Genomic DNA, 21,150 nt, shown 5'->3' with positions numbered 1-21,150 from the left:
CTGTAACGATTTTGCGCGCGAACATGGCTCGCCCGTGTTTTATCAAATGATGGTATCGTAGATTCGCTCATAAGCGTCCAGCATCTCGTCATATGAGTTAAGCATCATTAGCCGACGCCGACCTCCTTCTGAGAGTTTTAACCTAAATTGCTTATTTCTAATCATCTCTTGCAGGTGTCTAGCCAAGACGTCGATCTCACCCTCCTGATAAAACAGCCCGCTAATGCCATCTTCGAGTTGCTCCCTAACACCGAAACATGGTGTAGAGACAATGGGCAATCCGAATTCTAATGCTTCGATAATGACACGTGGGTAGCTTTCAACTCTAGAGCAAAATGCAAGCATATCTCCACAAAGATACAGCTCCGATAGAAATCTCCTTTCACTTTCGTCCTCCGTTTCATCAACTGCAATAAATCTTAATCCACTGACATCTTGGAGATTATTAAAGCCGTCGCGTACCTCGCTAGCATATTCCGATTTATTTAAGCCCACGATAGCAACGACTGTTTTGGACAAAGTATCTGTGCCAAGCTTCCTAAGTGCGTACAACAGATCTTTTTGGCCTTTACGAGGACACACTGTGCCCACACTTAGGATGACTATGTCTGTCTCTCTTATCCCGTAAGAGGTGCGTAAATTGGAGCGACTTGTACCGTACAGAGGACTCATCATACGATCCATGCTTATTCCATTGTGGATTGTAAAAGCCTTCGTGGGCCGTGCCCAGTGCTTCTCCCACATATGCCTAGTTGAATTGGCAACAAAAACAACTGCATCTGCGTGATCGAAGGCTGAATATGCCAACTCTCGAACGTGGCTAGGAAGATAATCATAGTATGATTCTGGTGGTTCGCTCTCCCGGATATTCCATAACACGGCGCAACCCGCCCGTTTAGCAGCAATTACGGAATGGAAGTTCTGTAGCGTGTTGATATGGCAGATAGCAGGGCCTAATAACCTGTAATGGTCTGTTAGACGAGAAAGCCAATTGTCGTAGGTATCAATATCTTTCATACGATTTTGCGATATCGAATGAACAATAGTTTTGATGCCAACGCTAGTATAAGACGTAGAGAGAGGCCCCGGTGTATTAGAGGATAATACAGCTTGATATGTCCCACGACGATGCACACCAGAAGCAATTTCAAATAAACTACTCGGTGCGCCCTGCATCTTAAGGTTGTGACTCTCGTAGAGAACGAGGGGACTATTAGTTGTCGCGCTTAGGTTTTTCTTAAGAGTGGCAACCTCGGCCGCTAACCTTTCCGCTCCCTCTGATGGTTTTGTAGATGTCTTCACGTCAAAAGCGACACGCCCTTCCTGCTTCCCCCATTTAATGTAGTGGACCAATGGGTTTATGGACGCGTTGAAAACATCGTCGTATTCCGATAAATAAGTATTGGTACTGAAGCGCAATGAAGGATTGCGCCCAATTTTTGCCCCGAGCCATATATAGTGCTCGACTGGGTCCATTTTCAAAATTGCAACATCGGTATAGTTTTTTACGTACCAATCTTCATCGAAAAGGTCAGAAGTCTTGATTGTCAAAATATCCTGCGCAAAAGAATCGGAATTTCTCGAAATCATTAAACGGGATTCCCACGGTTGACGCTTTGTCTCAGGGGTCACTTGGCATGAAAGACCCGAAAATCTCATCTAGGTTATTAACAGGACTGCGCCCTTCTTTGCTCCCGTGTCGGACGTAATGAATTGCTGGATCGATGCCAGCCTTCGCGACATCTTCATAACACTCTAAATACCACCGTGAATTGAAAAGCCCTAGTTTTGCCAAGCGTCGTGCTAGACGTTTTTCACGCCATCGGTCAACAATTGGCAAAGACGGTTTACCTAACATCGACTGTACGTGCTTCCCGATTAACAAAAGAGCTTCTTTTTTCAATATCTTCGAGCCAGCTAGGACATTATCACGTACCAGCAGCATTTCACTGAGCTTAACTATTTCCGCAATGTGTTCGCGGCAGCGAGATTCTAATTCGTTGAATCGTTTACGCAGTTGAGAAATTTCGGTTTCGACACGTAGTCGTGTCTCATCAGCTTGTTTAGAATCCAAATTTTTGCGCTCGGCGTCAGCTTTGGTCTGACTCAGTTGCTCTTCTAACTGTTTCTGCAATAGAACGAAAGCTTCCAGACGTTTCCCCAGTTTCAACGTGATATCCACTGCATCTGCATGTTCGCTGCATTTTCGTTCTAATTCTAGTTTCTTTTCGATCAAGGACTGGCGGACTATTTCCGAACTCTTTACTAGTTCCGATATGGTCGTGCTGACCCTCTCGCGCTCTTTCCGTTCAAGTTGTAGTTGAGCTTCACCTTCTTCAATCTCTTTCCAAAACCGATCGATTGTATTCTTGTAACCTTCCGATAATTTCTTTTCTTCAGCGAGCTCGATGTCACGCTGTTTTGCCCAATAAGCATCGGCGCAAGAGCGACCCATCCGAGAAAAAAGTTCTTGGAAAGCTAGTCGATCCTCACTTCCATCTATACTGAATAGCTTTTTTATACCTTCGCCGTAATCTGAGCCCGTACCTAAGATGCCTAGTCCATGGCCGTGTAGAAAGGCAAACCCCGGGTATCGGCGCCGGAGTTCCTCGAAAAGCTGATATACACCGAAACCGCGTTCGCGCACATTGGTGTCATGCATTATAACTACTGCTCGGTCAGATAATTTGGGTAGCCAGCTATTGAAGTCATGTAAAACAGAGTCAAACGAGTGGTGGCCATCGATGTGGAGGAGATCTATCTGGCCGTCAGAAAAATGCTCTAGTGCCTGGTCAAACGTACTTCTAACAAGCCGTGAAAAACCGGAGTACTGAGCATTGTTGTGTGCTTCCACTTCTCGGAAAACCGACTCGTCGTAGACACCCGCGTGCTCATCGCCTTTCCATGTATCAACACCGTAGCATCTAGCATCAAGGCCGATTTCTTGGACAGCTTGGCAAAAAGCGAAATATGAGACGCCATAGTGGCAACCTAGCTCAACAATACATTGAGGTCGGTGAACATCGGTCAGCCAGAATGCAAAAGGGACATGCTCATGCCAACCTGATTTGGCGGTGTATTGAGGCCGCATAAATGTAATTGGCCGGGCGGCGTAGTCCCAAATTTTTTTTGAAGAAAGCATCTGCACTGTCGGCTTTCTACCTTCACCATCCATCATCAATACCACACTTGCATCGGGACCATTATGAGTTTTCAGAAGTACTCTCTATTTGAAAACGCTGGTTCGTTCAAGTTAGCTCTGTTCAGCAAACATTACAGTTACGTATTTTTTCAAGTTCTGAATCTTTAGGTCTCCATGACGGGATAGTTACGGATGTTAGGTGCATCGATTGAGATAACGTTGTAACTTTGGGCATCGTCCCTGCTTGAAGTGAAGGCCCGTAGCCGGGGATTGTTTACCTAGGAGCGCGTTGCGGCATCAGCGGATCTTTTCTAGGACGGTTTGTTGGGTGATGAGTGCCGTAAGACAGGTTGGATGCCGCAGAGGCTGCTGGCGATCCTCGTCCGTGGTGATGCAAGCTATCTGGGGTCGTGGGCGCTGAGAGGAAAACGGACTTCGCGGCGAGCCTGCACGGATCTCCTGAAGCTGCTCGTGATCGCCAACCAGAACGAGCTTGGCACCGCGCTTTTCGACCTGCGACACGATCCGTGCGAGCTGGCGACTGCCGACCATACCGGCCTCGTCGATGACGAAGATATCACTATGACCAAGCTCGCCTTTGCCTTTGTTCCAGCCGTATTCCCATGACGCCAATGTGCGTGCCGCAATGCCGGATGATTGCGTCAAACCTTCCGCTGCCTTTCCGACAAGGGCGCCGCCATGAACGGTAAACCCTTGGTGCTCCCAGGCGTCGCGGGCTGCCGCCAGCATGGTGGATTTGCCAGCACCGGCAAAACCGATCACGGCTGCGATCTGCTGTGAAGATGTGATGTGGCGCACGGCCGCACGCTGCTCGTGGCTGAGACCAGGACCGTTCAGGAGCGCGTCCTGACGATCGAGCGCATGATCAACGGTTTCAGGTCTGGTGCCATGGCTGTGTCTGTCTGCCATCCGCACCGCGCTGGCCGCCATCGTATGTTCGGTTTCGATCATCTCGCGGGTCGAACAGCGCGCCAGTTCATCGTGTTGCTCGGCTTGCAGTTCGACCAGCTGGCGTGACGCCATGACGGGTAAACACGCTCTTTTCGTCGGTGATGAGTTTGAGAACCTCGTCCGGTTTGCGCCGGATGATGTTAGCGTTTCGTTTCGCAGCTTGTTCCTCGATCCGGCTTCGCTCAACATCCAGTCCGCGTCGCATCATCTGGCTGGCATGCACGCCCATATGTTCGGTTGGCTCAATCGACAGGCCACGCTCCAGATGCGAGCGATGATCGACACGCACATCAAGGCCTGCCCGCATCAGATGGCGGTTGGCATGCTGTTCGAACATCTGGCGGATATCGCGCATCTGCAGGTGCGACGTCGGCAGCTCATGGGTGATCAGCCATTTGTTCTCGCGCTCGATCAGGCTTTTTTCGCCAAGGCCTGTTGGTGTCACCACCCGCGTGGTCATCATCACATGGGCATGGATATTGCGAATGTCGCTTTTGCCCTGCGGCATGGATGGCGAAGTCGACGGCGGTACCATAGCGGTTGGCGAGATCCTGGGCAAAGGCACGCGTCAGCGACAGGCGATCGTCGCTGCTCAACTCATGGGGAAGGGCGATTTCGAACTCGCGGGCAACACGGGCATCGCAGCGTGTCTCGGCGGCCTCTGCGGCATTCCACAGTGTTGATCGATCCAGCGCCCACCTTTTGATCTGGCAGTTTGTCGTCATCCTGACGTGGCGATTGTTCGGGGATAGGGAGTGGGTCAGGACGGTCACGTCGCTTGGACCCGGCCATGGCACCGTTGGCCTTTTGGTCATCGTGCTTGTCGTCATTCGCGCCATCTGGTGGACCGTCAATCGCAACCGTCGCCCGGTGCAATCGACAACCATTGCCGGTCATGCGGCCGTTGTTGTTCACGCCAGCCTCTATCTTCTGATGTTTGGCATTCCGGCCCTGGCGCTGTTGCGGGCCTATGGCAGCGGCAAGGGGTGGGAGCCGTGGATCCCGGCAAGCGGGGTGGAGGTGTCATGGATGATGGCACCGGCCGATCGTCTTCACAGTCTGTTGGCATGGGGCCTGTCGGTTCTGATCGCAGGCCACGTCACCATGGCGCTCGTTCACCGGTTTGCGTTGAATGACCAAACGCTGGGACGGATGGCGGGAAGGCTGGGCACAGCCACGACTGATGAGGAAGCAATGACGGGCAGGCCAGCCGGACGAGACCTGAAAGCAGCGTCGCAGACGAAGGCTGGTCAACTCCGCCGAGTGCCTTTGTGCAATGTGTGTCAACGGCCTAGGGGCCTTTCCTGCAGTTGTTGTTTCGGTTGAACTGTGTCAGGTTTTGCGGACCAGCTTTAAGAGAGTCGACGCCGATACCGCCAGCGAACAAGAACGTGCTACCATGATGAAGTCTTCCCTCGATCATATCCCGCCGCGCAAGCAACGTGAACTCGCCCGTGCGCTGGAAATCCTGCACGAGGAATTCGAGGATGCGCTGGGCGAGGGAACAGCCGACTTCAAAAAGCGCGGACGCATTCTGAAAATCATCCTGTTCGGTTCTTACGCCCGCGGTACGTTTGTCGACGAGCCGCACACGATGAAGGGGTATCGCTCTGACTTTGATCTGCTCGTCATCGTCAACAATCGCAAGCTGACCGACTTTGCCGAATATTGGTACAAGGCCGCCGACCGTTTGATCCGGGATAGTTTTATCGAAACGCCGGCACAGTTCATCGTGCACTCGCTGCGCGAGGTGAACACGCAGTTGAAGGAAGGCCATTACTTCTTCTCGGATATCCGCAGAGACGGGATCGTTCTTTACGAACTGGATGATGAACCCCTGGTGGAGCCCAAGCCGCTGACCGCAGAGGCACGGCTGCGGGTGGCGCGGGAGCATTTTGCTCAGCGGTACGCTGAGGCTAACGCGTTCCACATGACTGCGGGCCTTCAATGGGGCATGTGGAAGGATGGTGATGATGTGTGGAAAAACTTAGCGGCGTTCAGCTTGCACCAGTCTTTGGAACAGGCTTACTCCTGCGTTCTGCTCACTCTGACTAATTACGGGCCGCCATCGCACAACATCAAGTTTTTGCGCTCGATGGCTGAGGAGCAGGATCTTCGCTTGGTGGAAGCCTTTCCGCGCGACCAACACCGCGAGCGGGCCTGGTTCAACACGATCAACGAGGCCTATGTGAAGGCAAGGTATTCGAAGCATTTCGAGATCAGCGAAGAGGCGCTTGTCTGGCTCGGGGAACGGACCGCGCATCTGCTTGAACGGGTCAAACAGGTTTGCGAAGAGCACCTGACAAAACTCGCAGAGAATGCGAATGAAAAAGCGTCTCAAACGGGTGGCTAGTCCTGCTCTTGGCGTCTTGCTCTCAAGACAGTGACGGGGTGATGTTTGGGGCCGTTCATGGCCTTGGACGATAGATCGGCGTTGTCCGATGATGCCGTTGGATCACAGACCAATCGAAACCGCGTGCTTTGATGTTTTTTCCGATGTCTGGACTTGAAAAAACGCAGGCGTGCGGCATTTTTTAGGGATGAGCCTGACAACGGATTTTATTGGCAAACTTGTTCGAGATGCCAATCGCATGGAGCGCCTCGATGCGTTCCAGAAGCGCCGGATGCTGGAGCGTGCCGTCGCGACGATCGCGGATTTGCGAGAGGCTGTGGGCCTGCCCGCAGGCCCCGGCCGCGATATCGTTCTTGATATTCACACAACTGCTCTTTCGGTCGAGCGGGGCTGGCGCGATGACAATCAGGTTCGTGATACGTTTCTTCTGGCTGCTGGTATGATCCGGGACCTGCACATTGTTCTCGATAGCGGGACAAGGGTATCCCTGGTCGGAAACCGCGACGTCTCGTAGTAATTGCCTCTGGGGCAGGTGTGCTAGGTATCCGATAGGGTTCCGGTTGGGTGATCTATTTGCGAGATAGACGCCCGCCCTACTGTTTTCAGCACCCTCTTCGATTCGAAACCCGTTTACGTCTCGCCACTGGGAATCAATTCAAATTCAGGGCCATTGCCCTTCGATGTGAGGACACTAGGATCTTGACGTCGATTGTCTGGCAAAGCCGCGACATCAGCTCCTGAACTCTGATTGCCTTGACCAGCTCATCAACCGAACGTTCCGAAATACGCTGCCGTAATTTGATAGATCGTAACAAGGGACTCGGCTAGTACAGATCATCAGCAGTATCATGGTGAAGTGCATGGCAGGATCATTGGAAGCAAGGCCGCTTTTCGGCATCGGGCTGGCGGCCATGGGCTACTCCTGTTTTGCTCTTCAGGATGCGCTCGTCAAATGGCTTGTCGAAAGCTACGAGGTTCCGCAAATCCTCTTTGTGCGAAGCGCCGTCATCGTTCTGATTACCGGCCTACTGGCATATCGCTACCGCCACCCATCCATCCTCAAGAGCAAATATCGCGGCACCGTCGTTATTCGCGCCGCACTCATGCTCACCGCATGGATGCTGTTCTACAGCTCCGCGCGATATCTGGGGTTGGCGGAACTCACCACGCTCTATTTCTCCGCACCCATCATGGTCATGGTGCTCTCCATCTTCGTGCTGAAGGAGAAAGTCGGCGCAGGTCGCTGGATAGCCTGTGCGGTTGGTTTCGTCGGTGTCGTCATAGCTGCCAATCCAGCCAACTCCCCAAACTGGCTCCCCGCAACACTCTGCATCATCGCGGGCTTCTGCTGGGCGTGGAGCACCATTCTCATTCGCCTCGTCAGCAGAAGCGAAACGACATTGACGCAGATGTATGCCACCAGCGCATTGTTCGGCATCGCCTGCGCACTGTCCTTGCCCTGGCTCTGGAAAAACCCGGATGCGCAGGGCTGGCTTCTCATGATCGGGGTCGGGCTCGTCTCAACAATCGGGCAATATCTTCTCTATGAAGGGTTCAGATACGCGCCCGCATCCTCACTCGCGCCGGTGGAATATACCGGCCTGATCTGGGCCTTCATCTATGGTTACGTCATCTGGACGGAAGTACCGGCAATAAACGTCTTCATCGGCGCAATCCTCATCGTCGCGGCGAGCCTTGTGCTTGTGAGTTGGGAACGTCGAAGCATGAAAATTGCGAAGGAGCGGATTGGTTGATCCAGTCTTCAGTCCTGCTGCTTTGCCGCTTCGCTGTCGACAACAGAACACAGCCAGAGCCAGGCAAGCAGGCGGCTACAGCGCTGGCAAGGCCTCATTGACCATCACGCGTCTCGCCGGGAGCCCAACCCCTGGTATAGCCCCGACCCATCGCAACAACAGCGAGGCTCAACTGGTGTTGCAGATGTTCGATCTCGTCTTGCATCGCCTTGATCGCGGCCTTCGCATCGCCGTTGTGGTAATCTAGAATATAGTCGGCAACATCGGCCTCATTGAGCCTGTGACGCATGAGTTTACGTTCCATTTCTGACTGTTCGCGTTGATCGATGGAGCCCGCATTTCTGACGGATGTTCCTATTATGTTCTTACGATGCAGGGAGTCAAGGGATCGCCAAGGATCTGATGCTCGAATTGCCGCGGCGCGTGTTTAATATCGCCTCACTCGTCAAGTCAGTGCTCTTTGCTATGGCTGTAAAAGATGTTCAGTCACTGAGACTGTTGACGCCAGCCCAAAGATTGCGGGTTAAATTTGACAGGGCGTGTGGCCGGAACGCATCGCTGATCGATCGCATTTGTATGCGGTAAGGAGAATGCGAAATGAGCCAGAAGAAGAGCAAGCAGTATACGGTAGAGAAGCTTCAGGAAATCTATGCGCTGAGTTTACCAAAAGCCATCGAGGTTCTGGATCGTTTCGGTGGTGACGGTGCATCGATTGAGAAAATGATGAAGCGGTGTCCGCAGCGAGAGAAATGAAGCCGATATTGAACGGCTCAGAAAAGTCGGCTCTTTCGTTGCGTTGAGACCAGCGTGTTTAGGGTCACATGGCGACGGCGTTTACCCGCTGATTGTTTAAAAATGGCCACAACACGTCATCCTTTGCACGTAGTATGCAGGTTCAGTATTTACGATCTTTGCAGTGAGTTAAGGCTTACATCTCGTCTAATGAATGAGCCAAGCCGATATCATCGGCAAGATAGCGTCGAGGGCGCATTGAGTGTTAGAGGTCCGCTGGCTGGGCAATGGGCGCTAACCATCCGCTGTTTCCTTCTCCTTCTTCGCTTGATCGTGTTACCATTTAATGGCGAAGTACATCCCCGTGCCGCTTGATGGAGGGCCTTGGTGTGAACGATCGCCATCCAGGCGCTTGTTTCGTCACCATACTCAGCGGAATATCAAGCATTCATATAGGCTTCATTGAGAGTCTTGAACAATTTCATGGGGCGCTGGTTATTGCTTGGCAGACTTGGTTAAGGCTGCGGTTTCCTTGCGAAGAGTGGACCCGAAAGAATACCCTCGATCGAGCGCTTGAGAGAGTGGCTGGAGGTTGCTCGACGCAGGTCTCCGTCCGAAGATTTCAGGGTGGCAGGACACGAAAATCGGCACCTTCCGGCAGCAACTGGCCGCCATCAACGACGATTGTGGTGCCGGTAATATAGGCCGCTTCGTCCGAGGCCAGGAAAAGGAAAGCATTGGCCACATCCCGGGGTGAACCCAGCCGGCCAAGTGGAACGGAGTTTTCCATGTTTTTGATGAATGCTGGACTGCGATGAAGCTGCATGGCTTCAGTCAGGATGTTGCCCGGTTCGACGCCGTTGACGGTGATTCCGTAAGACGAAAACTCCAGCGCCGCGGAACGGATAAAGCCGTTGATGCCCGCCTTCGTTGCGGCATAGTGGCCATGGCCAGGGCTCGTGACATGTGGACCGGTGATGGAAGAGGTGAAGAGAATGCGTCCCGATCCTTGCGCCTTCATCGGTGTCAACGCCGCTCTTGCAGCATTGAAGCAACCCCGCAGGTTGACGGCCATCACCCGGTCCCAGTCGTCGGGACTGGTGTTCTCGATCAGTTGCCAGGGATAAATACCGGCATTCTGTACAATGATATCGAGCCTGCCATAACGTTCCAGCGTGTGAGAGACCGCAGCAATTGCGTCGTCCAACTTGGAAATGTCGGTCTGGATGAAATCCGCACCGAGTTCGTCCGCTGTTGCCCTGCCTTCCTCGGTTTCGAAATCCGAAACGACAACGCTTGCACCTTCTTCACGGAAGCGCAATGCAATCGCCTTGCCGATACCGCGGGACGCACCAATGACCAGCGCCGCTTTGTCTTTCAGTCGGTCTGTCATGCGAGCCTCTGGCGGAGTTTTTGTTTGAAGGTATCGAGAAGAACGGCCGCAAGCACCAGAAAGCCATGGATGACCTGGGTGTAATTTGCGGGGAGGCCCATCAGATTGATGGCCGTATTGATGGAGGAGAGCAGCAGTACGCCTGCATAGACACCCGGAAGTGACCCGACGCCACCTTTAAGACTGACACCGCCGATGACGACGGCGGCAAAAGCATTGAACAGCAGCCCTACGCCCAGATTAGCCGTTGCGCCCGAGGTACGTATTGCAAGCAGCCAGCCCGCAAGACCGGCGATGGCACCAGCCATAACGAAGGCAAGGATAAGGTTGCGGGTGACGCGGATGCCGGCCCGGAACGTCGCCGTTTCATTGCCGCCGATCATCACGAGATGCCGCCCGAACGGCGTCTTCGACATGAGAACCGAAAAGACGACGAAGCAGGCAATCGCGATCCAGGCGGAAAGCGGAATGCCGAGGAAGCGTTCTATGGCGAACACCCGGATGGAGGGTGCGAGATCCTGCGCGGACCTGCCGCCGGAGACGGCCAGCACGATACCGCGCACCCATATGAAAGAGGCGAGGGTGATGATGAAGGCGCTCATCTTCAGCTTGACGATGAGGACACCGTTGAGAAAACCGATCAGCGCCCCAATGGCACACGCAATCAGCAGGGAGACCGGAACCATCAGCCACTCCGGCGACAGCTTGATGCCAAGCCCGATGCCAGCCGAGCAAAAAAGGATACCGACGGCCATGGCAGACAGAGCCGCCACCGACTCCACGGACAGGTCCATATGGCCAGTGATGATGACCAGTGCCAGCCCGATCGACATCACGCCGAGTACGCTCGAAGCTTCGATGATGTTGGTGAAAATGCCGAGCTGAAAATAATTCGGGATCAGCGCCGAAAACAGGGCAAGCACGAGGATGAGCATGAACCAGACAAGATTGTCCAGCACGAATTCAAGAGTTGTGCGGGTACGAGGCGTCATACGGCCAATCCGAGATGGGAGGGGGAGGAGGCCGGGGTCCGCAGACCCCGGACGGAAAATCCATCTTTACTTGACGGATTCGATTTTCGATGTCGGCGGCTTCAGGTTACCCCAGAAGGCTGGGTTGTCGACATTCTCCTTGGTAATCGCGGAGCCAGGGATCTTGATGTTGGGACCCCAGGTTTCGCCTGTAACGACGCCCTTGAGACCAAGCACATCATAGTCTCCAGCCTTAATTTCCTGCTTGCCGACGATCTTGTCCATGAACATGGCAATAGCGGCTGCCTGCGCATAGAGCGGTTGTTCGACTTCGGCATTCAGCCAGCCCTTACGGATAAGGTCGAGCCCGACGGGCGCGCCGTTGGAACTCATCATCATCACGTCGCCCGGCTTTTTACCAGCCGCTTCAAGGGAGGCAACCGCTGCCACCGACAGGTGGGCAGCATGCAGGAAAATCAGGTCGATATCGGGATTGGCCAGCATCTGGTCGGAGACGATTGTACCTGCATTGCTGGCTTCCCACATTAGAGCTGGCACCGAGATTATGGTGACATCCGGGAAGGCCTTCATTTTCTCCTCGAAGCCCTTCTGGATGTCGAGGGTATAGGGATCGCCGGGATCGCCGAGCACCTGAAGGATTTTGCCCTTCACGTCACCGTTTTTGGCTTTCAGCATCGCCTGCGCCTGGTCGCCCGCCACATGGCCGATCTCTATGGTACCGGCGACGGAGGTGAAGTCGGATTTGGTCGATGTGATCTGACGGTCGAATTCGGCAACCGGAATACCGGCAGCCCGTGCTGCTTCGATGGAGGGCTTCAGCGCATTGAAATCGACGGCAGCAAGAATGATGGCCGCAGGTTTCAGTGCAATGACGTCGTTCATCTGTGATTGCTGGGCGTCGGTCTTGTTGTCGGCATTGAGCGTTTTCATCTCGTAACCGGTCTGTTTTAGAAACAGTTCCAGTGCGCTGACGGACCCGGTCTGGAATTCATCGAGCAAGGTGGGGACGAGATAATAGACTGTCCCTTTACTTTGAGCGTTTGCAGTCGTGAGCATGGACAGGCCGAGCACCAATACGCTCAGCAAAAATAATCCTATTCGCTTCATGATCGTTCTCTCCAGTTTGAGCCGGACCCCTTTTCATTATTATCCCACCGGTCCGGCACCGGTGAGTGTTTGCCCTGTGATCATTTCGATCACTGCATCCGGGCTTGTATTGTCGCGCGCGACATCCCCTGCGACAACGCCGTGGCGGATGACAACGATGCGATCTGCGACTTGAAAGGCTTGCTGCATGATATGCGTTATGATGACGACGCCGATGCCCTGGTTGGCCACGTGGCGGATCATATCCAGCCCGCGCCGGGTCTGTTCTACGCCAAGGGCTGCAAAGGGTTCATCCAGCAAAACAAGCTTGCCGCCCCAATGCACAAAGCGATTGAGCTCGATGGCCTGTCTCTGGCCGCCGGACAGATGCTCCACCTTGGTACGCATGGAGGGAATGCGGGTGCCGGCACTCGTCAGCGCCTTGGTGGTAATCTCTTCCATCGCGCGCTCGTCGAGAAAGGGTATTCCCGCGATCTTGCGAGTGATCTCGCGGCCCATGAAGAAGTTGCCGACAACATCGACATTGGTGCAGAGCGACAGGTCCTGGTAGACGGTTTCGATGCCGGCCGCCTTGGCCTGTGCCGGTGTCGTCGCGTTATACTCTTTGCCTTCGAACAGCATCCGACCGGAGGTTGGCTTAAGGCCACCGGAAATGATCTTCACCAGCGTCGATTTCCCCGCACCGTTGTCACCGAGAAGCGCCACGACCTCGCCTTTGCCAATCGAGAAACTGATGCCCTTGAGGGCTTCGATCGCTCCGAAGCTCATGCGAATATTGTCGAGAACAAGCAGCTTCTCAGTCATTCGGCATTCCCCTGTTTTTCAAGTTTCGAACATTTGGCCGTATCGTGGTGACAGCGCGCCAAAGACAGCAAGTGCCGCAGCACCGCGAAGTGCGGAGTGTTGGCAATCACTGGCGATGACGACGCGTGGGTAGGAGCGGTTCGGGCGGACAGACACGGAATTGTTAAGGCCTTCGACCAGCGTTACCAGCTGGTCGATCAGCGGTTGTGGCGCTAAACCACCGAGAACAACGGTCTCGGGGTCGAACAGGTTTTCGATGGTCCGGATCGCATTGCGGAAGATCGGCGCGATCTCGCGAACCCAGTCTGCTTCGGGCAGACCCCGCCTATTGAAGGCATCCAGAGAAAGGTACCGTTCGAGGCACCCGTGGTTGCCGCAGGGACATGGCTCACCGTCCGGCACGGCGGGAATGTGGCCGATTTCACCCGCATTGCCCCAGGCTCCGCGCATGACCAAGCCGTCATGCATCATGGCGCCACCAAGGCCGACACTAAAAAACAGGTAATAATAATCCGAAAGCTGTTGCCCCAGACCGTAAAGCTGCTCACCAAGTGCTGCTGCGGCCATATCATTCTCGATGAAGGATGGCAGACCCGTCGCGTCGGCAAGGCGCTGACGAATATCGACATTCTTCCACCCGGTCATCGTTGTGGGGCCAACGAAGCTCATGGATTCCACGTCGAACGGACCGGGAAGGGCAAGACCCGCACCCAGTAGTCTGCCGCCGCGCATATCTGCTTTGAGCTCCGCCACCATTTCGCCGATCAGCGCAAAGGCCTCGTCCGGCGTCGGTTTTGTCGCATGACGATGGCGACTTTCAACGACGTCGCCCAGAAGATTGACGAGCGCAGCCTCGATGAACAGCGGAGTGAGGTGGATACCAACGGCAAGGCCGCCGTCGGGATTTATGGTGAGCGTCGAGGGTGGAATACCACGTCCTTTTGGCTCCTCTTTCACCGAGAGGATGAGGTCGTGCTCTTCCAGTTCACGAACGATGGTGGAGACGGTCTGTACGGTCAGGCCAACTCTGTCGGCAATGTCGCTCCGTGTCGTTGGCCCACGTAACCGGATCGATTCCAGCACGATCCGTCGATTATACGGCCTTCCCGATTCTTGATTGGTGCCACGCAATGCCATGTCAGAAGCCCCCGAATGACAGGAGAGTGACACTGGGTTTTTATTTAGTCAAATGGTTTTCAAAAAAAATCCAGACCTCTCGTCCGCTCATTGAGTTATCGATTTTCGAGTTCCGGCATGGGCGATCACAATGGCCTCACGTCAGTTGCCGAAAGTGATCGCTTCTCTTCCTATGATTAGATGATCTTTCCGCGCGCTGTGACTGGCAACGTTTCCGGCACGGCTCGGCCATGGCCTTTGACGATAACGGTATCGACTAGGTTCGTGACGACACAGGCGTGGTTCGGCACGATCCTGATTCTGTCGCCAACGACGAGGCCAATCGGCTCGGCGCTGATCAGGCGTCCGTGCTCTTCAGAGAGCTGATCTATTGTGATGTCATCACGTCCAACCACATGGCCGTAGCCTGTAAGGCCAAGAAGATCGGAGGTCAGGGCTTTGGAGCCGGCATCGATAATCGCACGGTTCGGTGTCGGGACAGAGACCACCGTGGCGAGGACATTCAACGCGCAATCATCCCATTCACAGGCGCCCCGTGCGACCAAGGATCGGTCGTTATAGACGTAAGTTCCCGGACGATATTCGGTTGTCACAACAGCTTCTGCCGCGTGCATCATGGAGGGAGTGCCTCCTGACGTGACCACTGGAACTGGAATGCCGCGGGCCTCGATACGGGTTTTGGCTTCTTTCATGAAAGCCTCCACCGAGGCCTCTTGCCCCGCTGGCGGATAGGTCATAAGGCCACCAAAGAGCAGGCCGGGTGCTGCATCGATATACGTTGCCAAATCTTGTGCAGCGTCTGGGCTAAGCACGCCACAGCGTTGTGCCCCAGTATCGGATTCCACAAGCACAGTAAGAGGTTGCGGCTCTTTGTTAAACGTCTGCGATAACCCATCCACTACGGTTTTACTATCGGCCACGACCGAAAGTGTGATGCGTTTCGCAAGCTCTCTCAAGCTTTCGAGTTTGTCCTCACCAACGATGTTGTAGGTGATGAGAACATCATCAATCTTCGAGTTGCCCGAGACCATGGCTTCGGCTTCCGAAACTTTTTGGCAGGTGATGCCAATGGCACCTGCGCTCAGTTGCATCTGCGCAACCTCCGGAAGCTTATGCGTCTTGATGTGTGGGCGCACGTTCAATTCATGGGCATCTGCATACCTCTGAAACCTCTCAACGTTGCGATTGGCAATATCGAGATCGATGAGCACGGCGGGGGTGCTGATGGCGGCCAGTTCTTTAGGCGTAAAAGGCATTTTAACCTCAACAGGAGTGATGCATTGCAAAAGAAATCACCACCTCTGTGGCGCTGCACCAATTTTGAGCGGTGGCTATTGACAAGTCTTCATCTATAAGACTTGATATGTCAATCCGATAAAACGGACGGATGTCCAGTATATTGGATTAAATAATAAGCGCTCAATTCTCAGGGGAACGCAATGACCATTTCCTTCCGTGCTGGCGTCATGTCGCTGATCGCCGCTACCTTTCTTTCCACGCCTGTTCTTGCTGACGGCAGTAAGCTTGATGAGGTCCTTGCTCGTGGCCACCTCGTGCTTGGCACCGGTAGCACCAATGCGCCATGGCACTTCAAAAGCGCCGATGACAAGCTGCAAGGTTTCGATGTCGACATGGGGCGCATCGTCGCAAAAGCTTTGTTTGGCGATGCGGACAAAATCGAATACGTCAATCAATCGTCTGACGCCCGTATTCCGAACATCACCACGAATAAGGTCGATATCACCTGCCAGTTCATGACCGTGACCGGTGAACGCGCGCAGCAGATCGCGTTTACGATTCCTTACTACCGCGAAGGCGTGGGACTTATGCTGAAGGCGGATGGCAAATATGCCGACTATGCCGCACTGAAGGCCGCAGGTTCATCCGTCACAATTTCCGTGCTTCAGAACGTCTATGCTGAAGCTATGGTTCATGCTGCCCTGCCGGATGCAACGGTCGATCAGTACGATTCTGTTGACCTGATTTATCAGGCGCTGGAATCCGGTCGTTCTGATGCGGCTGCAACCGACCAGTCGTCTCTCGCTTGGTACATGACGCAAAATCAGGGCCGCTATAAAGATGCCGGTTACGGCTGGAACCCGCAAACCTATGCCTGCGGCGTCAAGCGTGGAGACCAGGACTGGCTGAACTTTGTCAACACTGCGCTGCATGAAGCCATGACCGGCGTGGAGTTTGATTTCTACGCCAAGTCCTACAAGACTTGGTTTGGCAAGGACCTGCCACCGCCACAAATCGGTTTTCCAGTCGAATACAAGTAAGTCTGTTCGCTTATCATCGGGACAAAGGGGCTTCCCCTTTGTCCTCTTCCTATCCTAGTGCAGGACGTTTCAATGGGCTACTCGCTCAACTTTGCGGCCGTGTGGCGCAGCTTTGATCAGCTTCTGGAAGGATTGCTGATCAGCCTGGGTCTGGCTTTCGGTTCGATCCTGATCGGGGCTCTCATCGGCTTGCTGGTCGCATTTGCTCTTGTTTCAAAAAGTCGATGGATAAAGGCGCCTGCTGCGATCTATGTCACGATCATCCGCAACCTGCCAATTCTAGTGTTGGTGCTTTTTGCTTATTTTGCTCTGCCTCAACTTGGCTTGAGGCTCGGCAAGATTCAGAGTTTCGTGGCGGTACTCGCGATCTATTCGGGGGCTTATCTGGCGGAAGTCTTTCGCGCTGGCCTGCTCTCCATCCCCAAGGGATTGACGGAAGCGGGCCTCGCCATTGGTCTGACACCGATGCAGATCCGGACATCCATCATCGCACCTCTGATGTTTCGAAATGTGCTCCCCTCGCTTTCTTCCACGGTGATCTCGCTATTCAAGGATACGTCTCTGGCCGCCGCAATCGCGGTGCCGGAGCTTACATTCGAGGCGCGCAAGATTAACGTCGAAACGTTCCGGGTCATCGAGACATGGATCGTCGTATCTGGTCTTTACGTCGCCACTTGCTCCGTCCTCGCCGCACTGATGCGTGTGGCCGAGCGACGCCTGATGGTTCCAAGGTAGTGCCATGAACAGTTTTTACGCATTCTTTGACCAGATATGGCTGGCCCGAAACGTCATCCTGAAAGGGCTGGGTGTGACTGTATCGATTTCGTTACTGTCGATCGTCGCTGGCTCAATTCTCGGAGTTTTCGTTGGTCTGTCGCTGGTTTACGGCAACCGCCTGCTACGTTTCATTGTGCGGGTTTACACCGATGTCGTTCGTGGCACGCCGGTTCTCGTCCTGATTCTGGCGAGTTACTACATGCTTTCCGGCATTGGTATAGAGCTCGGGCCTTTCCAGGCAGGTGTTCTGGCGCTTGCCATTTTTTGCTCGTCGCATGTCGGAGAAATTGTTCGCGGCGGCCTTCAAGCGGTGCCGAAAGGCCAAACCGAGGCCGCCAAGGCCATTGGCCTGACATTCGGCCAGACATTTGCCTATGTCCTTTGGCCCCAAGCGTTGCGTCAATTCCTCCCGGCCTGGGTCAACACCGCTGCTGAGATGGTCAAGGCTTCCACGCTCCTTTCCGTTATTGGCGTCGCTGAGCTTCTGCTTCGTACGCAGGAAATCATTTCGCGCAACTTCATGAGCCTGCAGTTCTATTTTTTCGCGGGTCTTCTCTACTTCGTTATCAACTACAGCATCGAGCGCTTCGGCAAATATGTCGAACGCAAGACCACTGTCGCGTCCTAAGGCCGATTGTCATGAGCAATGTACTTCTCGAAATCAGCGATTTACGCAAACGGTACGGCACTCTTGAGGTGCTGAAAGGCATCGACTGCACCATGCACAAGGGAGACGTGATCTCCATCATTGGCTCTTCCGGATCCGGCAAGACGACGATGCTTCGCTGCATCAACATGCTGGAAGAGTTTCAAGGTGGGCAGATCAGGCTCGCTGGTGAAGAGATCGGATATGAACAAAACGGTGCAAAGCGTGTGCGCAAGGGCGAGAAGGAAATTGCTCGCCAGCGGGCAATGACCGGCATGGCTTTCCAGCAGTTCAATTTGTTCCCGCATTTGACGGCACTTCAAAACGTCATGCTTGGCCTCATAAAGGTCAAAAAGATGAGCCGCGATGAGGCAGGTATCATCGGCGAAAAGTGGTTGGACCGCGTAGGGCTTGCGACACGTGGCGGTCATTATCCCGGGCAACTATCCGGTGGTCAGCAGCAGCGCGTCGCAATTGCGCGTGCTATTGCCATGGCACCGCAACTGATGCTCTTCGACGAGGTGACATCAGCCCTGGACCCGGAGTTGGTTGGTGAAGTGCTGCAGGTCATAAAAGGTCTTGCCGCCGATGGTATGAGCATGCTGCTCGTTACCCACGAAATGCGGTTTGCCTATGAAGTTTCCAGCCGGGTGATCTTTATGAATCAGGGCGTCATCTGCGAGGAGGGCGACCCGAAAGAGATGTTCGTCAGGCCGAAGACTGAGCGGCTTGCTGAATTTCTTAAAACGTCCAGCTTCAACTAAAAGAAAAGAGAGAATATTATGACGATCAAACGTTACGGTGCTGGTGAAACTGGTGCGGGTGGACAGCCGCTTCCTTTTGCGCGGGCCGTTGAAGCTGGTGGCTGGCTTTATGTGTCTGGTCAGGTGCCGATGGAGAACGGCGAAATCGTTCTCGGTGGCATCGTTTCGGAAACCCGGAAAGCCATCGAAAACCTCATTGCCATCCTTCATGAAGCCGGTTACGGCATCGAAGATGTGGTCCGCGTTGGTGTGTGGCTCGATGATCCCCGGGATTTCTGGAGCTTCAACGGCGTCTATGCGGAATACTTCGGCGAAAACCCGCCAGGACGCGCTTGTGTTCAGTCACGTATGATGGTCGATTGCAAAGTGGAGGTCGATTGCGTCGCCTATCGGGCTGATCGCGGGTGACATCGATTTGGAGAGTGGCATGGCAGAGACTGTAGGCGAAACGGCGTCGCGACGCACTCGGGGACTGGATCGCGCATTTGAAATTCTCGAATTTCTGCGTGTCAAACGACAGTCCATGCGCCCCAATGAGATAGCCTCGGAAATCGGCGCACCGCGCTCTTCGGTCTATGAACTCGTCAATCTTCTGCTCAGCCACGGCATGCTCGATTACCAAGGAGGCGATGGCCGCGTTAATCTCGGTCGCCGCCTCTATTTCCTCGGAACCGCATATGCCGAGCAGTTTGATCTCATGCGTGAGTGTGAACGCATGCTCGTGCATCTTGCCGAAGAAACAAGAGAGACCGCTCAGATGTGCGTCCTCGAAGGAAAGAAGTACACGGTCGCTATGATGCGGGAGGGCAGCCGCCCGTTCCGCATTTCTTCCAATATCGGTGAATTGGTATCGATCGTCTGGACTGCATCCGGCCGTCTTCTGGTATCGCATCTGAGTGACCAGCAAATCCTCGGCCTCATTCCCCAAGAAGACTTCATTCTGCCAAATGGAAGCCGGATGGAGCCTGCCGACTTCATCGCCCAGGTCCGCCAAGCCAGCCGGGACGGTTTCTTTACCTTCAACAGCGAAGTCGAAAACTTCACGCACTGTTTTGCGGTGCCGATCCACCAGGCGGATGGCGCTTGTATCGCAACGCTCTGCCTCGTTACCCCCCGTGAAGATGGCCTGCGAAATCGGAACAGCTATCTGACGAGTTTGCTCACCGCGGCAAATGAGGTGTCGGAAAAGCTGGGATTTCGCATCGAGCCAGCGAAACTTGCGGGGATCAGGTAAATTGACGTCATTATAGAGCGTCACAGCGTAATTTCATAAATCTCTTCATGGGTCGCAACGAACCCCTTGCCCTGTGATGTCACCCAGCCGCAAAACATGCCGGGCGTGTTGTAGGGGGGGCTTGCCGACCCTTGGAAAAAACAAATGCGTCCGGCATTTTTCTCACATGAACCTGACCAACGTTTTCATTGGCGAGCTTGTCCGAGATGCCAATTGTCAATCGGCTTGGAATGTTGACCCCGTGGGGATGCGGACGAAAACTTGGACCACCAGGAGGTAGTTCATGTATTCCTACGCAGACAGACTTCGAGCCGTTGAGCTTTACATCAGGCTTGGCAAGCGGGTTAAGGCAACCATTCGCCAGTTGGGTTATCCGACCAAAAATGCTTTGAAGGGCTGGTACCGTGAGTACGAGCAGCGTTTTGATCTGTGCGTTTGCTATCCGGTTCGAATGCCGAAATATTCCGAGGATCAGAAGCAGGCGGCGCTTGAGCATTACCAGACCCACGATCGCTGTATCTCTGCGACAATGCGAGCACTGGGTTATCCCGGCCGAGGAACCTTGACCGTATGGGGTCGAGAAGCGTTCCCAGAGGCGAGAGCTTCCATGGTCGGTCGATCGTGGCGTCCGGCCTATTCGGAGACTTTGAAGCAGGTTGGTATCATGGAGCTTTGCAGTGGAGAGGAAAGTGCCCAACGAGTAGCCGACCGGCTGGGCGTCTGCAGGCCGACGTTGTACAACTGGAGAAATCAGTTACTCGGTCATGAGGCTCCTTCATCCATGAAACGCCGCAAAACCTCTGCGCCGGCGCCCGAACGCGAGGAACTTGAGCGACAGCTCGAAGTCCTCCAACGCGATGTCCGTCAGTTGCAACTCGAGCATGATCTGTTGAAGAAGGCCAACGAACTGCTAAAAAAAGGCCTGGGCGTCGATCTCCAGACCCTGAGTAATCGGGAAAAGACACAGCTGATTGACGCCCTTAAAGAGTGGAGTGCACCCCATTTCACCGGACAGGTCGGCTAGGTTGATTTAGCTCTGATGAACTGCCGAGGGGAAGCCATCT

Annotated in this window: 20 protein-coding genes and 2 pseudogenes; 12 read left to right on the top strand and 10 right to left on the bottom strand. The window is 54.1% G+C overall.

What is annotated here, in order from left to right; all coding sequences use genetic code 11:
- Nucleotides 1–42 precede the first annotated feature (42 nt).
- The 3 genes and pseudogenes from ATO67_RS18995 to ATO67_RS22540 all read right to left on the bottom strand — a co-directional run.
- Nucleotides 43–1,590, bottom strand: a complete 1,548-nt coding sequence (locus tag ATO67_RS18995) for a glycosyltransferase family 4 protein (protein WP_067652879.1) — start codon at nucleotides 1,588–1,590, stop codon at nucleotides 43–45.
- Between the two features lie 31 nt (nucleotides 1,591–1,621).
- Nucleotides 1,622–3,178, bottom strand: a complete 1,557-nt coding sequence (locus tag ATO67_RS18990) for a class I SAM-dependent methyltransferase (RefSeq protein WP_067652877.1) — start codon at nucleotides 3,176–3,178, stop codon at nucleotides 1,622–1,624.
- Nucleotides 3,179–3,580: 402 nt separating this feature from the next.
- Nucleotides 3,581–4,812: pseudogene (locus ATO67_RS22540) on the bottom strand (MobA/MobL family protein); the annotation flags it as partial.
- Between the two features lie 4 nt (nucleotides 4,813–4,816).
- Here ATO67_RS22540 and ATO67_RS18975 point away from each other — a divergent pair.
- The 4 genes from ATO67_RS18975 to ATO67_RS18960 all read left to right on the top strand — a co-directional run bounded on the left by ATO67_RS18975 (nucleotide 4,817) and on the right by ATO67_RS18960 (nucleotide 8,221).
- The gene (locus tag ATO67_RS18975) at nucleotides 4,817–5,440 is read left to right on the top strand and encodes a cytochrome b (RefSeq protein ID WP_067652872.1); all 624 of its coding nucleotides are present in this window, start codon (nucleotides 4,817–4,819) and stop codon (nucleotides 5,438–5,440) included.
- Between the two features lie 73 nt (nucleotides 5,441–5,513).
- Entirely contained in the window at nucleotides 5,514–6,467 is a 954-nt protein-coding gene (locus tag ATO67_RS18970; protein ID WP_067652870.1) for a nucleotidyltransferase and HEPN domain-containing protein, read from the top strand.
- A 187-nt stretch (nucleotides 6,468–6,654) separates the two neighbouring features.
- Complete coding sequence (locus ATO67_RS18965; protein WP_067652868.1) at nucleotides 6,655–6,981, top strand: hypothetical protein; 327 nt, start codon at nucleotides 6,655–6,657, stop codon at nucleotides 6,979–6,981.
- 346 nt (nucleotides 6,982–7,327) lie between these two features.
- Complete coding sequence (locus ATO67_RS18960; protein ID WP_067652866.1) at nucleotides 7,328–8,221, top strand: DMT family transporter; 894 nt, start codon at nucleotides 7,328–7,330, stop codon at nucleotides 8,219–8,221.
- A 94-nt stretch (nucleotides 8,222–8,315) separates the two neighbouring features.
- On the opposite strand, the gene ATO67_RS18955 is transcribed toward ATO67_RS18960, so the two are convergent.
- Complete coding sequence (locus ATO67_RS18955) at nucleotides 8,316–8,525, bottom strand: hypothetical protein (protein ID WP_082760331.1); 210 nt, start codon at nucleotides 8,523–8,525, stop codon at nucleotides 8,316–8,318.
- Between the two features lie 293 nt (nucleotides 8,526–8,818).
- On the opposite strand from ATO67_RS18955, the gene ATO67_RS23310 reads away from it, so the two are divergent.
- Nucleotides 8,819–8,974 (top strand): hypothetical protein, encoded by a 156-nt coding sequence (locus ATO67_RS23310; protein WP_173645951.1) that lies wholly within the window; start codon nucleotides 8,819–8,821, stop codon nucleotides 8,972–8,974.
- A 601-nt stretch (nucleotides 8,975–9,575) separates the two neighbouring features.
- On the opposite strand, the gene ATO67_RS18945 is transcribed toward ATO67_RS23310, so the two are convergent.
- The 6 genes from ATO67_RS18945 to ATO67_RS18920 all read right to left on the bottom strand — a co-directional run bounded on the left by ATO67_RS18945 (nucleotide 9,576) and on the right by ATO67_RS18920 (nucleotide 15,642).
- Nucleotides 9,576–10,346, bottom strand: coding sequence for an SDR family NAD(P)-dependent oxidoreductase (locus tag ATO67_RS18945; protein WP_067652863.1), 771 nt, complete (start codon nucleotides 10,344–10,346; stop codon nucleotides 9,576–9,578).
- On the bottom strand, nucleotides 10,343–11,338 hold the full coding sequence (locus tag ATO67_RS18940; protein ID WP_067652861.1) for an ABC transporter permease: 996 nt from the start codon (nucleotides 11,336–11,338) through the stop codon (nucleotides 10,343–10,345). The genes ATO67_RS18945 and ATO67_RS18940 overlap by 4 nt, the downstream gene beginning before the upstream one ends.
- A 66-nt stretch (nucleotides 11,339–11,404) precedes the next feature.
- Complete coding sequence (locus tag ATO67_RS18935; RefSeq protein WP_067652859.1) at nucleotides 11,405–12,445, bottom strand: sugar ABC transporter substrate-binding protein; 1,041 nt, start codon at nucleotides 12,443–12,445, stop codon at nucleotides 11,405–11,407.
- A 39-nt stretch (nucleotides 12,446–12,484) separates the two neighbouring features.
- Nucleotides 12,485–13,249, bottom strand: a complete 765-nt coding sequence (locus ATO67_RS18930; RefSeq protein WP_067652857.1) for an ATP-binding cassette domain-containing protein — start codon at nucleotides 13,247–13,249, stop codon at nucleotides 12,485–12,487.
- Between the two features lie 18 nt (nucleotides 13,250–13,267).
- Nucleotides 13,268–14,386, bottom strand: coding sequence for an ROK family transcriptional regulator (locus ATO67_RS18925; protein ID WP_067652855.1), 1,119 nt, complete (start codon nucleotides 14,384–14,386; stop codon nucleotides 13,268–13,270).
- 176 nt (nucleotides 14,387–14,562) lie between these two features.
- Complete coding sequence (locus tag ATO67_RS18920; protein WP_067652854.1) at nucleotides 14,563–15,642, bottom strand: D-TA family PLP-dependent enzyme; 1,080 nt, start codon at nucleotides 15,640–15,642, stop codon at nucleotides 14,563–14,565.
- Nucleotides 15,643–15,825: 183 nt separating this feature from the next.
- On the opposite strand from ATO67_RS18920, the gene ATO67_RS18915 reads away from it, so the two are divergent.
- The 7 genes and pseudogenes from ATO67_RS18915 to ATO67_RS18885 all read left to right on the top strand — a co-directional run.
- Nucleotides 15,826–16,665, top strand: a complete 840-nt coding sequence (locus ATO67_RS18915) for a transporter substrate-binding protein (protein WP_067652852.1) — start codon at nucleotides 15,826–15,828, stop codon at nucleotides 16,663–16,665.
- 72 nt (nucleotides 16,666–16,737) lie between these two features.
- Nucleotides 16,738–17,400 (top strand): amino acid ABC transporter permease, encoded by a 663-nt coding sequence (locus tag ATO67_RS18910; RefSeq protein WP_067652850.1) that lies wholly within the window; start codon nucleotides 16,738–16,740, stop codon nucleotides 17,398–17,400.
- 4 nt (nucleotides 17,401–17,404) lie between these two features.
- Complete coding sequence (locus ATO67_RS18905; protein ID WP_067652848.1) at nucleotides 17,405–18,070, top strand: amino acid ABC transporter permease; 666 nt, start codon at nucleotides 17,405–17,407, stop codon at nucleotides 18,068–18,070.
- A gap of 11 nt (nucleotides 18,071–18,081) precedes the next feature.
- Nucleotides 18,082–18,852 carry an amino acid ABC transporter ATP-binding protein gene (locus ATO67_RS18900; RefSeq protein ID WP_067652846.1) on the top strand — a complete coding sequence of 257 codons (771 nt, stop codon included), beginning with the start codon at nucleotides 18,082–18,084 and terminating at the stop codon, nucleotides 18,850–18,852.
- 18 nt (nucleotides 18,853–18,870) lie between these two features.
- The gene (locus ATO67_RS18895; RefSeq protein WP_067652844.1) at nucleotides 18,871–19,260 is read left to right on the top strand and encodes a RidA family protein; all 390 of its coding nucleotides are present in this window, start codon (nucleotides 18,871–18,873) and stop codon (nucleotides 19,258–19,260) included.
- A 19-nt stretch (nucleotides 19,261–19,279) separates the two neighbouring features.
- Complete coding sequence (locus tag ATO67_RS18890; RefSeq protein WP_067652842.1) at nucleotides 19,280–20,086, top strand: IclR family transcriptional regulator; 807 nt, start codon at nucleotides 19,280–19,282, stop codon at nucleotides 20,084–20,086.
- Nucleotides 20,087–20,369: 283 nt separating this feature from the next.
- Nucleotides 20,370–21,074, top strand: a pseudogene (locus ATO67_RS18885) (transposase); the annotation flags it as partial.
- Nucleotides 21,075–21,150 lie beyond the last annotated feature (76 nt).

Origin of the sequence: Agrobacterium bohemicum, from assembly GCF_001562555.1 — a bacterium.
GTDB lineage: Bacteria > Pseudomonadota > Alphaproteobacteria > Rhizobiales > Rhizobiaceae > Agrobacterium > Agrobacterium bohemicum.
This window is presented reverse-complemented; position numbering and strand designations above follow the sequence as displayed.

What these genes read in the sequence shown, in the direction of transcription:
- ATO67_RS18995 (WP_067652879.1), bottom strand. Translation starts at nt 1,590, where the DNA reads ATGATTTCGAGAAATTCCGATTCTTTTGCGCAGGATATTTTGACAATC.
- ATO67_RS18990 (WP_067652877.1), bottom strand. Translation starts at nt 3,178, where the DNA reads ATGATGGATGGTGAAGGTAGAAAGCCGACAGTGCAGATGCTTTCTTCA.
- ATO67_RS18970 (WP_067652870.1), top strand. Translation starts at nt 5,514, where the DNA reads ATGATGAAGTCTTCCCTCGATCATATCCCGCCGCGCAAGCAACGTGAA.
- ATO67_RS18965 (WP_067652868.1), top strand. Translation starts at nt 6,655, where the DNA reads ATGAGCCTGACAACGGATTTTATTGGCAAACTTGTTCGAGATGCCAAT.
- ATO67_RS18960 (WP_067652866.1), top strand. Translation starts at nt 7,328, where the DNA reads ATGGCAGGATCATTGGAAGCAAGGCCGCTTTTCGGCATCGGGCTGGCG.
- ATO67_RS18955 (WP_082760331.1), bottom strand. Translation starts at nt 8,525, where the DNA reads ATGGAACGTAAACTCATGCGTCACAGGCTCAATGAGGCCGATGTTGCC.
- ATO67_RS23310 (WP_173645951.1), top strand. Translation starts at nt 8,819, where the DNA reads ATGAGCCAGAAGAAGAGCAAGCAGTATACGGTAGAGAAGCTTCAGGAA.
- ATO67_RS18945 (WP_067652863.1), bottom strand. Translation starts at nt 10,346, where the DNA reads ATGACAGACCGACTGAAAGACAAAGCGGCGCTGGTCATTGGTGCGTCC.
- ATO67_RS18940 (WP_067652861.1), bottom strand. Translation starts at nt 11,338, where the DNA reads ATGACGCCTCGTACCCGCACAACTCTTGAATTCGTGCTGGACAATCTT.
- ATO67_RS18935 (WP_067652859.1), bottom strand. Translation starts at nt 12,445, where the DNA reads ATGAAGCGAATAGGATTATTTTTGCTGAGCGTATTGGTGCTCGGCCTG.
- ATO67_RS18930 (WP_067652857.1), bottom strand. Translation starts at nt 13,249, where the DNA reads ATGACTGAGAAGCTGCTTGTTCTCGACAATATTCGCATGAGCTTCGGA.
- ATO67_RS18925 (WP_067652855.1), bottom strand. Translation starts at nt 14,386, where the DNA reads ATGGCATTGCGTGGCACCAATCAAGAATCGGGAAGGCCGTATAATCGA.
- ATO67_RS18920 (WP_067652854.1), bottom strand. Translation starts at nt 15,642, where the DNA reads ATGCCTTTTACGCCTAAAGAACTGGCCGCCATCAGCACCCCCGCCGTG.
- ATO67_RS18915 (WP_067652852.1), top strand. Translation starts at nt 15,826, where the DNA reads ATGACCATTTCCTTCCGTGCTGGCGTCATGTCGCTGATCGCCGCTACC.
- ATO67_RS18910 (WP_067652850.1), top strand. Translation starts at nt 16,738, where the DNA reads ATGGGCTACTCGCTCAACTTTGCGGCCGTGTGGCGCAGCTTTGATCAG.
- ATO67_RS18905 (WP_067652848.1), top strand. Translation starts at nt 17,405, where the DNA reads ATGAACAGTTTTTACGCATTCTTTGACCAGATATGGCTGGCCCGAAAC.
- ATO67_RS18900 (WP_067652846.1), top strand. Translation starts at nt 18,082, where the DNA reads ATGAGCAATGTACTTCTCGAAATCAGCGATTTACGCAAACGGTACGGC.
- ATO67_RS18895 (WP_067652844.1), top strand. Translation starts at nt 18,871, where the DNA reads ATGACGATCAAACGTTACGGTGCTGGTGAAACTGGTGCGGGTGGACAG.
- ATO67_RS18890 (WP_067652842.1), top strand. Translation starts at nt 19,280, where the DNA reads ATGGCAGAGACTGTAGGCGAAACGGCGTCGCGACGCACTCGGGGACTG.